Source organism: Shewanella psychrotolerans (assembly GCF_019457595.1).
In the GTDB taxonomy this organism is placed as follows: Bacteria; Pseudomonadota; Gammaproteobacteria; order Enterobacterales; family Shewanellaceae; genus Shewanella; species Shewanella psychrotolerans.
The window spans coordinates 959540-972924 of sequence record NZ_CP080419.1 but is presented as its reverse complement, the minus strand read 5'-3'; the positions used below and the strand labels follow the sequence as shown (position 1 = coordinate 972924).

The window sequence follows — 13385 nt, the reverse complement described above, 5'->3', positions numbered from 1 at the left end:
CGCTTTACGCATTCTCGTTTACCACTAGATGTAGGAACTCAGATGTCCAATAGTGAACACGCTAACTTTCCGCGGGCAGGATTTTTTCGCCGCCTAGGCGCCATTATTTATGATCTTTTACTGGCTGTTGCGGTATATATGATTGCTGGCGCCATAGGGTTTGGCATCTTTACCGCTTTAAGTTCATCAGGGCTCTTGTCGATGAACGGTTTCGAACATGTTTCAGATTTACTCAATGGCACACCGCTTTACAAAGGCATTTACCAGCTATGGATCACCTTATGTGTCGGTCTATTCTATATCCTGTTTTGGAGTTACGGTGGTCAGACACTCGGCATGCGCGCTTGGCGTCTGAAGATCCAACATCCTAACGGTCAGAGCCTAAGTATGATCACCGCAGCTGCTCGGCTAATCTGGTCTTTGTTGGGGATTGGCAATTTGTGGATCTTAATTAACGGCGATAAACTCGCATTGCAAGACATGATGACCCGCTCTGAAGTGGTGGTGCTATCGAAAGAAGCCAATCAAATGCGTAACTGGCATGGCGTGTAAATCGCTTGGTTCGTAATCGCGGTGTAAGCGGCTCATCGCAACTTTAGCCGCGTTAACCTACTAATAAAAAAGGACCTCTAGGGTCCTTTTTTATTAGTCTGCTTAGCATCAGGATATGCTCAGTCTACGCTATTTTCGAATATAGTAGATCGCCACGCCACTAAAAATAATGGGGGGCATTATCGCACCAACGATTGCGGGTAACCCATAAACTAAGGTCATAGGCCCAAAAATCTCATTACAGATATAAAAGCTAAAACCTGCCACAACCCCTAATAGAACACGCCCCCCCATGGTCACAGTGCGCAGCGGTCCAAACACAAATGACAAGGCAACCAACATCATTACCGCAACCGTAATGGGTTGCATCACCTTACGCCATAGTGCCAGCTCGTAGCGTCCTGAATCTTGATTGTTTATCTTTAAATACTCGAGATAATCGACCAAACCTTGAATCGAGAGCGCCTCAGGTTTTACCGATACGACGCTGAGCTTATCTGGCGTTAAGGTCGAATCCCATCGATACAGGGTCAGATCCGTAATCGCAACGCTATCTTGGCTTATCTTAGTTTGGCGCACATCTAAAAGACGCCAATGGTCTTGTGAATAGATACCACGTTTGGCCTCAATTGTATTGATCAACTTAAGGTTGTCATCAAACTGATACAGCATCACATTATGTAAGCTATTGATATTTTCTGCTTCGCCTATATTCACGAACAGGTCGCCATCTTTGGCCCAGATCCCACGACTCGACTTAAACAGGCTACCACCGGAAAGTTTTACCGCTTGCAACTCTTTAGCATGACGCTCTGCAACTGGCGCGCCCCATTCGCCCAGCGCCATGACTAACATCATCAAAGGCACAGCCGTTTTCATTGCTGACAGGGTGATCTGAAACCTTGAAAGCCCAGATGATTGCATCACCACTAACTCAGAGTTAGAGGCGAGCATCCCCATGCCAATGAGTGCACCGAGCAACACGGCCATAGGGAAAAACATCTCAATATCGCGGGGAATGAGAAACAATACATAGACGCCCGCATCCACCATACTATAGGTACCGCGGCCGACTAAGCGCAGTTGATCGACCCATTTAATAATGCCCGACAACCCGGTTAGCACAAGTAAACATAAGGCGGAGGTGCTTAACAATACTCTTGAGATATAGAGATCTAAAATTCTCACGCAGCCACCTTCTTACGTTTAAGCAGCCCAGAAAGTTTAACTCCAACAGGTCTTTCTTTACCCAATAGCAATATCCCCATAAAGAGTGCCGATGCATGAATCCACCACATCCCCAAATATGCTGGTACCACCTCATCTTCGAGCGCCTTACGCCCCGCAATCATCAGACCGAAATAGCCTAAATAGAGCAAAATGGCGGGGAACATCTTAGCAAACTTACCCTGACGCACATTCACCCTCGCCATAGGCACGGCAATCAGAGTCATAAAGGGAATCGACAGTGGAATAGCTAAACGCCAATGAAATTCGGCGACGGCACCAGGACCTTCGGTATCGCGAAGCTGAGCGATAGGCAATGCAGACAACTTACGTCTTCGCTGATCAACCTCTTGCTCCTTAATCTGCATCTCGTAACCCACAAAGTCAGCCACTTGATAATCGAGCTGCTTAGGCTTGCTTTGATACTGAGTGCCATCATTAAGCTTTAAACGCTGTGCTCCTGTCTCATCTTCAACGATGCTGCCGCCTTGAGCCACAACAATGTTAGCCTCGCCACTGCCATCTTCAGGATCGGGTAATTGAGCAACAAATACTTTATCTAAACGATTATCGCGACCGATACGCTCAACAAACAATACCGCCCGACCATTGGGACTTGTTTGAAAGCGGCCTTGAGTTAACGCTGCGAGTCCAGCCTCCGACTGTGCATTTTCTAATACGCGGTTTTGGGTCTCTTCAGCCCAAGGAGTGACGTAAATAGATAAAAAGCCAGTAAACAACATGTTGGCAAACGCCAATAGCAAGGTGACACGGGTAATATACCATTCACTAATACCTACCCCATGAAACACCACCATCTCGCTCTCGGCATACATGCGGCCATGGGCCACCAAAATCCCTAAAAAGAGACTCAAAGGTACCACTAGCACAGCAAGATAAGGTAGATTTAGCCCCAATAGGGTCATCACGAGCGAGGCGGGAAACTCGCCTTCGGACGCATCAGCAAGCACCCGAACAAAATGTTGGCTAATAAAAATAGCTAACAGTACTAAAAGTACCGCCATTTGGGCTTTTAAAACTTCTCGAATCAAGTATCTAAATACAATCACAGGCAGGATTCAGTCCCTAAACTTATATTTATGCTGGTATCAGCCCACTTTTCATGTAGACTGTCTACTTTTGGTAGTTTTGTGACCAACCATTAACTAAAAATGGTAGACAAACACCCGAAAAATTAACATTGGTGTACCAATTTTTAAGTCCGATTTGGACATAAGCAGACATTATCTAATAAATAATAAAATTTGTCTTTAAGAATCTAGGAGAGCTCATGGAGTTTAGCGTTAAGAGCGGCAGCCCGGAAAAGCAACGTTCGGCCTGTATTGTCGTTGGTGTCTATGAACCTAGACGCCTCTCTGGTATTGCTGAGCAACTGGATAAAATCAGTGAAGGCTACATTAGCAACCTACTTCGCCGCGGCGATTTAGAAGGTAAACCGGGTCAGATGCTGCTGTTGCATCATGTGCCTAACGTGTTAAGTGAACGCGTCCTTCTTGTGGGTTGTGGCAAAGAACGAGAACTAGACGAACGCCAGTACAAGCAGATCATCACTAAAACCATCAACACCTTGAACGAAACAGGTTCAATGGAAGCGGTTTGCTTCCTGACCGAACTGCACGTTAAAGGCCGTGATACGTACTGGAAAGTACGTGAAGCGGTTGAAACCACACAAAACAGCCTATACAGCTTCGATGCCTTAAAAACCCGTAAAGGTGAAACTCGTCGCCCGCTGCGTAAGCTCGTGTTTAATGTGCCAACCCGTCGTGAACTCACCGTTGGCGAACGAGCAATCGAACACGGCATGGCCGTCTCATCGGGGATGCACCTCTGTCGTGACGTAGCAAACATGCCACCTAACATCTGCAACCCAGCCTTTTTGTCTTCACAGGCTCGCCAAATTGCAGAGAACTTTGACAACCTAACGGTAACAACGGTAGGTGAAGAACAGATGGCTAAACTGGGTATGAACTCATACCTAGCAGTGGGTCGTGGTAGTGATAACGAATCCATTATGACCGTAATGGAATACAAAGGCGCAGTCGATAGCACTGAAAAACCGATTGTATTAGTCGGTAAAGGCCTTACCTTCGACTCAGGCGGTATTTCTCTTAAGCCAGGTGAAGCCATGGATGAGATGAAGTACGACATGGGCGGCGCGGCAGGTGTTATTGGTGCCATGAAGGCCCTTTGCGAACTCAACCTCCCCATCAATGTGGTAGGTATTTTGGCTGGCTGTGAAAACATGCCATCAAGCAACGCTTATCGCCCAGGCGATATCTTAACCACAATGTCAGGTCAAACAGTTGAAGTATTAAATACCGATGCTGAAGGTCGTCTGGTACTGTGTGATGTTCTGACCTATGTTGAGCGTTTCGACCCAGAACTTGTGGTGGATACAGCAACCCTAACCGGCGCCTGTGTGATCGCATTAGGTAAACATGCATCGGGTCTATTCTCATCACATAACCCACTCGCCCATGAGCTGCTCAATGCAGGCGAGCAAAGTGGTGACCGCGCATGGCGTATGCCAATTTGGGATGAGTATCAAGAACACCTCGAAAGCCCATTTGCCGACATGACCAACTTAGGTGGTCGTCCAGCTGGCGCAATCACAGCGGCCTGCTTCCTGTCGCGTTTTGCCAAGAAGTATAACTGGGCGCATCTGGACGTTGCCGGCACAGCCTGGAATAGCGGTGCAAACAAGGGGTCTACTGGTCGTCCTGTACCATTATTGACCCAGTTCTTGATCAATCGCGCAGGCGTTGAACAAGGCGAATAGCCCCAGGCAATAGTCACTGTCGACGCTAATTAGCGAAATAAAAAGGTGAAGCAGTGCTTCACCTTTTTATTACCTCAACCAACAGGGTCTTTGGTCTTATATCAATCAGTATAAGAAAGTGATCGACTCATCGTGTTTTTTGGCCACTAATCCAAGGCGAATGGATGACGGAATGATTGTTCCCTTGGGAGGCTATTCAACTCTGAAGTAGCAAGCGAAGAAACACGCCTAACAGGCGATTTTTAGCACTTTTGATGCTGTGTTAACGAGTTTTAGCCTAGTTCAACTATGCGCTTCACTCGTTTTGAACGTCTATGATATTAAACACGTAATGAACTTGGTGAACGTAAGCAACTGACTAAAATTTATCGATATTAATCGTCCTGATATACGCTATACTGGTTTACTAATAGTCTGCCATTATCAATATAAACAGAAGTGATAGACACAATAGAGAAGGGTATTAAATGGAAGCACATGATTCACTTTTAGCGAGCACTTCATGTAGTAATTGCGCCAACAATGAAAAGCTTCCCTTTGATTTCACTATGGCATTTCAGCCAATCGTCAATGTTGCCACTCAAAAAATATATGGTTACGAAGCCCTAGTGCGTGGCCCAAATAACGAATCGGCTTACTCAATTATCGCTCAAGTCAACAACGAGAATCGTTACGCTTTCGATCAAACCTGCCGCGTTAAAGCAATAAAGCTCGCAGCAGAGCTGAAGCTAGAAGGGATGTTAAGCATTAACTTCCTGCCAAAAGCCATCTATCAACCAGAACGCTGTATTCGTACGACGCTGGCCGCCGCAAAACAGTATGGTTTCCCGACAGAAAGGATCATGTTTGAATTTACCGAAGCGGAAAAAATTGAAGACTGTGGTCATGTAAAACGTGTGGTGGAATATTACCGCTCGCTCGGTTTCATTACCGCTATTGATGATTTTGGAGCAGGCTACGCAGGGCTAGGCCTACTGGCCGATTTTCAAACCAATATCATAAAGCTGGATATGGCGCTGATTCGAAATGTCGACCAAGATAAGGTACGCCAATCAATCGTTAAACATACACTGAATATTTGTCGCGATCTCAATATCACCATCCTGGCCGAAGGGATAGAAACTCAAGGTGAGATGAACTGGCTGAAAGATATCGGTATCGAATTAATGCAGGGGTATCTATTTGCCAAACCCGGATTCGAGTGTCTACCTGAGATCAAATTCCCTCAGGATTAACCGCGCTCCCCTCGCCACACCACCAGCGGGGTTACTGTCCGGCACTTGAACCCAAAGGCAAGTCAAAGCCCTCGAGCAACTTCCCCGACTTCGACACCTGAAACACTGAGTTTATTACGCTATAACAATTAGCTAAATTGGCATCAAACAGTGTAACTTGTTAGGGTATAGCTCTATTTTAGCCATCTCTCGATGAATTGCTTCACCAAAGTCCAAAGGAATCGACCATGTTTCGCCTGTTTATCTCCCTAATCACAGTTCTACTCGTCACTCTCACCTTCGATGTGAGTAGCGCTGCAAACGATGAAACCGTAGAAAAAGTGACGCCTGCAACCGTCGATAATCGTCATACGGATCTCGATATTCTGGATAGGCCATTAATCGAACGCTACATCTTAGACGAGCTCAAGGCGCTGAGAATGGAGCAGCAAGATTTAGAGCGCCGCATGACGGTAGATATTACCGACCGTGAACTGGCGGTGGCCGATAAATCCCTTAATTACGCCAACGTCACCGTGACTTACTTCTTCTATATCATCGCTGGTGTCGCCTCACTGATCGCCTTTATTGGCTGGCAGTCGCTGCGAGAGATTAAAACCAATACCGCTAAACTTGCCGCCGAACAGTTACAGAAAATCACTGAACAATATGAGAATAAGTTCAAGGATCTTGAGCACGACCTAAAGCGCAAGAGTCATATCATCACAAAAAACAACCGTGAAATCGAAATCATCAACGAAATCCACACCCTTTGGCTGCATGCTCAAAGTGCACAAACTCCTGAACAAAAGATCTCTGTCTACAACGAGATCTTAAGTATTCGCCCCGGCGATTTAGAAGCCATGACCTACAAAGCTGATGCCGCGATGGAGATGCGCGAATTTAACTGGGCACTCAGTCTATGCAATCGGGTACTCGAAGTCGATGGCGGCAATGCCCATGCACTCTACCAACGAGCCTGTGCCTTTGCCTGTTTAGGACAAGAAGATCGCGCGCTTTCTGACTTAGAACAAGCCATTGAAAACAGCGTCTCCTTCAGGGAGGTCGCCGCCAACGAAGCCGATTTTGCTAACCTGCGAGACAATCCTAAGTTCGATGTATTGATATCATCTAGCGAGGTCTAATTCAAACTGCCCACGCTGCAGCACCGCGGCCAAAGAAAAGGGACGAGTGTCCCTTTTCGCCCCCCCTTCGCTGTGACTTAACGACAGCCTGGCGAGGAATGTGTAAACGCTTGTGCGACACGGTGAGTGAAGTTAGCTTTGCATTAACGAACGAGAAGCGCTGCTGGCAAAAGCCACTGTCGCGTTTACACTCGGTATCCAACGTCTCTTCGATTTAACCTCACTGAACTCTCACTAAGACAAGCTATTATTTTTACGAAAAAAATTTCAATAAAATATGGCTCCGAATATTGAATTAATGTCGCAAAATAGATTAAAGTATCGGCACTCAAGGACAGAGCTAGGCCAACTCGACTCAAGCATCGACTACGCCATTCAGGGAATGAAAGCCAATCACCATGCACCAACCCACTCCCTCAAAATTTATTCTGTCCCTGTTAATTTGACCCTGTTTATTTGATTAGCTTATTTAGCTAAGAATAATATAAAAAAGGAATTTTATATGATGCGATTTCTCATGATTGGATTACTGTTAGTTGCCAATGCAGCCAACGCAACATCAATCGATGAACATACCGAAGATAAAGCACAGATACGCGCCCTGCTACACCACCTATATATTGATGGCAAAGATGCTAACTCTTCTGCAGAGGCATACTTATACAATTATTTTTTGCCAACCGACTTAAAAAGACTTCACATTGTTTCTGGTTCTGACGGTGAACGTAAAAAATGGAATAACATGTTGCAAGCTTTTGATATTGAAAATGAAAGGTTTCAGCAATATTTGGAGATGCTATCGAAAGCGGAGCACGCTTCAATCAAATTCTTTACCGGTAGAACAGGTGAATCTCAAGCAATCATAGAAGTCGAAGCGCCAAGACAACCACGCTTTACTAAGTATCAAGGGAAATGGTATGCATCAATGTAATTCTAGGATAGAAAAAAATACCCTCAGTAAATATGCCTTATTAACGCTATCGTTATTAATTAGCGCAAATACTTTGGCAGCCGATTGCCAGTATGATGTTAAATATCATTCCAGCCTGAAGAAAGGAAATTTTCTGGTCGATGTTTCGGTAGGGTTACCTGCCAATTTTACTTCTTCGGGTACATTAGAAATAAGTGGTTTCAAATGTGTATCTGAAGTCACTGCGGAACAAGAATTTAAGATGTCGATGAGCAAGCAAGCATCACTGCCTCAATTTGACATAATTTATACTGATCCTGATGGGGTTAGATTCAACAACATTATGCAAGCGAGCGTCTTTCCGTGGAGCAAATCCGTAAGAGTCGATATGCAATCTACAGTACTCGCTGATTTATTGAAGAATATTCCCAAGTTTCGACATTATGAAGACAAAGACAAACCAATATTATTAGACATGGCAAGCAAATCTTCATATTTAAGCAAATGGGCAGAATTACGTAGTCAACGCACCGCCAAAAACCCATTGATATATGCTTACCCACTTCCCAAAAATGAACATGATTTGCTGTTACTCGCTATCGACGAGTTCAACGAAAATTACAAACAGCTTCAGCAAAGCCATATCGATAAGATCGCTAAGCAACCCGACGAAGTGCTCTCAGAGCTATTTACAAAATTAAAAGCAGGTAAACTAACTGATGATGCCTTATCTGGTTATTTAGTTAACAAGAGAGAGTATAGTGATCGGTATTTGCAAGACCTTTTTGATAAACAGATCAAAGATATAAAAAAAGTTGAGTTGCTAGAAAGCAAACCCATCGACGGAAAGGCATTCGTGAATGTCACATATAACACTCAATCAAATCCTACGGTTGTAAAACAGAAATTTTTCATGAAGCGAGTTCAATCTCAATGGTTAATATTTTCTGCTTATAACCTACGTGTAGTGCCAAATTAGGTATTTATAGATGCCTTGTAGTGGCCAAGTTTAGGTGCTGCGGCGTCCATCACATTACTACCGTATGAAGGTCGTACCTTCATGGCCATTTATCACCTGCGGTGAGGGTTAATGAAACGTTAACCTTCGCTGTGACTTAACACCTGTCTGGTGGTGATCGATATGAATATACCAATGTCATGATCACTGGGTCAGCGATGCTCTATACATCACACTGACATGCCCCATATCCTTATGGGACAGATGTGAAGGAACGACCTTATGTGTTGGATTAACTTCTATAATAAAGGCGTTATGTAGAAAATAGATTCTCACTTAAAAGCTTGAGCATTGTAGCTCAAGCTTTAAGTTAATAATTAAGCTAAACAAATAGATGAGAACAAAATAATATCTGAAAGATCAGCATATGCTGATCAACCTAATTCAGATTAGTTAAACTTTAAACTGTGATACAACATCTTGCAGCTCATTACCTAATTGAGCTAATTGACCACTAGCCAATGCCGTTTGTTCATTTGCAGCAAATGCTTGTTCAGCCTCATCCCTAACACTAATGATGTTACGATTAATATCCTCTGCAACCGTTGTTTGTTCCTCCGCTGCAGTCGCGATCTGCTCATCCATATCACGAATATGACGAGTAAGATCTGCAATCGTAATCAAAGAACTATTAATTTGACCTATTAAATCAACAAGTTCATTAGTAGCATTAAAGCTATCACCGACTTCAACCGCAGCTTGTCCTGCCGAACTTTGCAGCTTGCCAATTATCTGTTCAATTTCAGAGGTAGAATCATGAGTACGCTGAGCTAATCCCCTCACTTCATCGGCAACCACAGCAAATCCTCGACCAGACTCACCAGCACGGGCAGCCTCAATTGCGGCATTTAGTGCCAGCAGATTAGTCTGTTCAGCAATACCTTTAATCACATCCATGATGCTGCCGATTTGATCGCTACTACTGACCATGCTCTCCATCGCAGCTGAAGATTGGGTCATTTTCGCACTCAGCTCTTCAACTTTACTTATCACGGTAACGATTTTAGCACTCGCTTCAGCAACATTTTTATCAGCCTGCTGTACTGCATCCGCTGCAGTTTCTGTATTACGAGCAACCTCAGCTACCGTAACAGTCATTTCATTCATAGCCGTAGCAACTTGATCGGTTTGATCTTTTTGATTGCGTGCGCTCATGCTAGTTTGTTCTGTAACAGCTGAAAGCTCAGAAGCCGATGTTGCAAGCTGTAATGAGGAGCCCTTCACTTTGGTGATGACATCACGCAAATTAGTATTCATCGTTTTAATCGCTGACTGTAATAGTCCTAACTCATCCTTACGATCAACGTAAATATCTGATGTAAGATTTCCGTCACTTATATTTTGCGCGATTTCTAATACTGATTTTAATGGCGGAACGATACCATTATTAATAAATATAGTTGCTGATATGCCTGCAACAATAGCAATTATCATTGTGACTAAAACAACAAAATACGCTCTATAAGTAGCGGTCTCTCTTTCTTCATCCTGAAATAGGCGTATTTTTTTACTATCTTTAACTATATTACTAGCCTCACCAACCAACTTTTCACCAAAGTTGTGTTGCTCTTCTTTAATCTTAACAACAGAAAAAACTTTATCTAAATAGCTGTTGAAACTTTCCTTAACACCATTAACTAATTCAACTTCTTGCTGATTCGTCATTTGCGTTTGAACGTTTGCCAGCTGGTTTTCAAGTTCAGCAACGGCAGAGCGCACACGATCTTCTTTTGAATTACCTAACATCATACTCAAAACCGAATAACGACTAACATAAAATTGCGTCTCTAAGTTAGCGAGTGATAGCTGTAACTCGCTATCAATATTCCTACCGGTAAAGTATTTTTTAAGTTCTGACAACATTTCGCTGCTAGTATTAATGCTTGCAACTAAAGAATTTTCTGTTTGCCTAAGCCGTTTTGTAGCGTTATCTATATTAGTAAAAATATCTAAATAACGATCAATATATCCCTTAAGCTCTTGTAGCAAAGCCAAACTGTTTTCATCAGCTCCGACTCTTAATTCATTTTGAGTCATTAGCGACGCGGCCTTTAGCGAACTAACGACTTTAGCTGCAGTTTGTGAATCAAAATCCTTAAGATATTCACGGCGAGCTTGTCCTGCTAGGGTAATGTAAGCGCTGAAATCATCGACTACCTTTTGATTCTCAACTGTAGTTTGAATTCTATCTAATGAAAAAAGAGAAACACCTCCTAATAATATAGTCAATAAGATAACAACACCAAAGCCAACAGACAGCTTGTTTTTAACACTCCAATTATGCATACCACTACCTCAATCCATTGTTAAGTTTAGCTTTTTTACAAATAACCCTATTGTAATATCTATGCTTAGCGAACCTCATTTAGTTCAAAATCAAAAACTATACAAAGCACTACATAAGCTTCAACTAATCTAAATTTTACTTATTAAACATCACTGGTATGTGATATGTGTCACCTAACTTTTTTCAAAAACATTAAGCAATAGCTATCTGAATAAATTGAAAAATGTGATCTTCCCCCCTTATTAACTAAGACTTTACTAAGTAAAAATAGTATAAAAATCTATTTCAACAAGACGTAGTTATTACTATTTCTACCCCACCATCAAACTTTTCTTAAATAACAAAAGCTTACGCTATTTACTCGAGTAAAAAAAATAGCGTTAAATAGCACATCACCAAATCCAAATTTAGCAATCGCTAACACAGGTTAAAAACTAACTAAATAACCCAATGAAAGCTGAATACCTAAATTTTAATTCCATTATGTAAATCTTAAACTAATAACTTTTTCTAAGAATCTCACTCATTAATAAGATGGTACGCCCCAACCTAGTGTTAAACTCCAGTTTGCCTGGTTAACAAAGAAGAGGTGATCATCATGTCTAACTTTCGCGTTATAGGGATTGATTTAGGTAAAAGCACATTTCATCTTATTGCTCATGACTATGCAGGGAGGGAAGTGCTTCGTAAGAAATTAACCAGACCGAGGCTGATTCAATTCTTATCCATTCAAGAGCCAACCATCATTGCAATGGAAGCCTGTGGTGGCTGCCATTGGCTGGCTAGAAAATGTGAGTCATATGGTCATCAAGTTAAATTGATCCCCGCTCAATATGTAAAACCTTACGTTAAAACTCACAAAAATGACTTCATTGATGCTGATGCCATTGCTGAAGCGGCAATGAGGCCTAGCATGAGATTCACATCACCAAAAAGTGAAACCGCACAAGTCGCCACTGTCATTCGTCGTATACGTTCCGGCTACATCAAAGAAAGAACTGCCAGCATGAATAGAATTGGCTCAATGTTGCTTGAGTTTGGTATGAGCTTCCCTAGAGGCCATGCCCATATGAAAAAGCTGTTCCAATGGCTAGCAGATAAAGGTGAACCAATGGAGATACCGTAGAAGAAGCATTAGCATTCCTAGAAGACGCTATCTCCGAAGCGAAGCAATATGCGATTGAATGGTTTATTAACCAATCGTTAGATAACCGAGGGTGGTGTCTTGACACTTGGTCAGAAACTAATTTGCGCAGATTGAGCAATTGCTTACACGGAATAAAAGAAAGTCCTCTCACCCAAGCTGTCGATGCTCTCTTAGGTAAGGATAATAACATTGACGTTGTCGCTTAGATTTAAGTAGGGTGAGAGCAAACATATCGATCTTGTTTTTTTATGCCATAAATGACTCACAACGCTAAATCGAAGAGACAGATAACTCAGTGTATGCGCGCTTTTGGCCCTCGGCGGCATGGATGCCGCCACGGAGCATATAGGGACATCCACAGCGTGCCAAAAGAGTGCATGCACATTCCCCGCCGGACAGGCGATTGAGAACCATGAAGGTGCGACCTTCAATCCCACTCAATCAATGACAATGCGGCCAAACGCTACCACCAAAAATATTACCCAATTTGTTATTCGACAAATCCCCTCCCCCTATGGTTTAACACCCCACTTTTAGTGTAAAATCTCCCCTTTCGTCAATCATCAAGTCAGACTCAGCCAACATAGAGCCAGATAATGCCAAACGCCCTGTTTTACCTGATGCCAGAAACACCCTCTGTGGCAGAGCAATCAGCCGCACAAACCAGTGTATCGGCGACCGATGACGTATACCGTTTGGCATGCCAACTTGCAGAGCAGGCACTTGCTCGCCAGCAGTTAGTCTATGTTCACTGTAATGACCAACAACAGAGCTACGCCATTGACGAAATTTTATGGCAGTTTGAACCCACAGCATTTGTGCCCCATAACCTAAAAGGTGAAGGGCCAACGGGCGGCGCGCCAGTGGAAATTGGCTTTGATAAGCTCGGCCCCAATAAAAAACGTCATCTTCTGATTAATCTTGCAGACCAAGCGCCGCAATTTGCGGTAAACTTTGGCCAGATTATCGACTTCGTTGCTAACGATGCTGCCAAAAAGACCATCGCCCGCGATCGTTATCGGCAGTACCGTGATTTAGGGATCGCCTTAACGACCCAAAATGCGTAACACAACCAATTAATTAGT

Annotated in this window: 9 protein-coding genes and 2 pseudogenes; 8 read left to right on the top strand and 3 right to left on the bottom strand. The window is 43.3% G+C overall.

Features of this window, described 5'->3' with window-relative positions; translation table 11 throughout:
• Positions 1-42: 42 nt before the first annotated feature.
• Positions 43-552 (top strand): RDD family protein, encoded by a 510-nt coding sequence (locus K0I62_RS04295; protein ID WP_220070291.1) that lies wholly within the window; start codon positions 43-45, stop codon positions 550-552.
• A gap of 129 nt (positions 553-681) precedes the next feature.
• On the opposite strand, the gene lptG is transcribed toward K0I62_RS04295, so the two are convergent.
• Entirely contained in the window at positions 682-1740 is a 1059-nt protein-coding gene (lptG, locus tag K0I62_RS04290) for an LPS export ABC transporter permease LptG (RefSeq protein WP_220070290.1), read from the bottom strand.
• A complete protein-coding gene (lptF, locus tag K0I62_RS04285) occupies positions 1737-2849 on the bottom strand; it encodes an LPS export ABC transporter permease LptF (protein ID WP_220070289.1) in 1113 nt (370 codons plus the stop codon). The genes lptG and lptF overlap by 4 nt, the downstream gene beginning before the upstream one ends.
• A 221-nt stretch (positions 2850-3070) precedes the next feature.
• Between lptF and pepA the strand changes: the two genes are divergently transcribed.
• From pepA to K0I62_RS04260, 5 genes are all read left to right on the top strand, one after another.
• Complete coding sequence (gene pepA, locus K0I62_RS04280; protein ID WP_220070288.1) at positions 3071-4579, top strand: leucyl aminopeptidase; 1509 nt, start codon at positions 3071-3073, stop codon at positions 4577-4579.
• Positions 4580-5046: 467 nt separating this feature from the next.
• Positions 5047-5814, top strand: a complete 768-nt coding sequence (locus tag K0I62_RS04275; protein ID WP_220070287.1) for an EAL domain-containing protein — start codon at positions 5047-5049, stop codon at positions 5812-5814.
• A gap of 227 nt (positions 5815-6041) precedes the next feature.
• Positions 6042-6938: a tetratricopeptide repeat protein gene (locus K0I62_RS04270; protein WP_258405083.1), complete on the top strand. Its 897-nt coding sequence runs from the start codon at positions 6042-6044 to the stop codon at positions 6936-6938.
• Positions 6939-7440: 502 nt separating this feature from the next.
• On the top strand, positions 7441-7869 hold the full coding sequence (locus tag K0I62_RS04265; protein ID WP_220070286.1) for a hypothetical protein: 429 nt from the start codon (positions 7441-7443) through the stop codon (positions 7867-7869).
• Positions 7856-8827 (top strand): hypothetical protein, encoded by a 972-nt coding sequence (locus K0I62_RS04260; RefSeq protein ID WP_220070285.1) that lies wholly within the window; start codon positions 7856-7858, stop codon positions 8825-8827. The genes K0I62_RS04265 and K0I62_RS04260 overlap by 14 nt, the downstream gene beginning before the upstream one ends.
• A 432-nt stretch (positions 8828-9259) precedes the next feature.
• On the opposite strand, the gene K0I62_RS04255 is transcribed toward K0I62_RS04260, so the two are convergent.
• Positions 9260-11152 (bottom strand): methyl-accepting chemotaxis protein, encoded by a 1893-nt coding sequence (locus K0I62_RS04255; protein ID WP_220070284.1) that lies wholly within the window; start codon positions 11150-11152, stop codon positions 9260-9262.
• 599 nt (positions 11153-11751) lie between these two features.
• On the opposite strand from K0I62_RS04255, the pseudogene K0I62_RS04250 reads away from it, so the two are divergent.
• Positions 11752-12267: pseudogene (locus K0I62_RS04250) on the top strand (IS110 family RNA-guided transposase); the annotation flags it as partial.
• Positions 12268-12896: 629 nt separating this feature from the next.
• Positions 12897-13384, top strand: a pseudogene (locus K0I62_RS04245) (DNA polymerase III subunit chi).
• Position 13385 lies beyond the last annotated feature (1 nt).

Excerpts from the sequence above, each read along its gene's own strand:
- K0I62_RS04295 (WP_220070291.1), top strand. The coding sequence starts at position 43 with ATGTCCAATAGTGAACACGCTAACTTTCCGCGGGCAGGATTTTTTCGC.
- K0I62_RS04260 (WP_220070285.1), top strand. The coding sequence starts at position 7,856 with ATGCATCAATGTAATTCTAGGATAGAAAAAAATACCCTCAGTAAATAT.
- K0I62_RS04270 (WP_258405083.1), top strand. The coding sequence starts at position 6,042 with ATGTTTCGCCTGTTTATCTCCCTAATCACAGTTCTACTCGTCACTCTC.
- K0I62_RS04255 (WP_220070284.1), bottom strand. The coding sequence starts at position 11,152 with ATGCATAATTGGAGTGTTAAAAACAAGCTGTCTGTTGGCTTTGGTGTT.
- pepA (WP_220070288.1), top strand. The coding sequence starts at position 3,071 with ATGGAGTTTAGCGTTAAGAGCGGCAGCCCGGAAAAGCAACGTTCGGCC.
- K0I62_RS04275 (WP_220070287.1), top strand. The coding sequence starts at position 5,047 with ATGGAAGCACATGATTCACTTTTAGCGAGCACTTCATGTAGTAATTGC.
- K0I62_RS04265 (WP_220070286.1), top strand. The coding sequence starts at position 7,441 with ATGATGCGATTTCTCATGATTGGATTACTGTTAGTTGCCAATGCAGCC.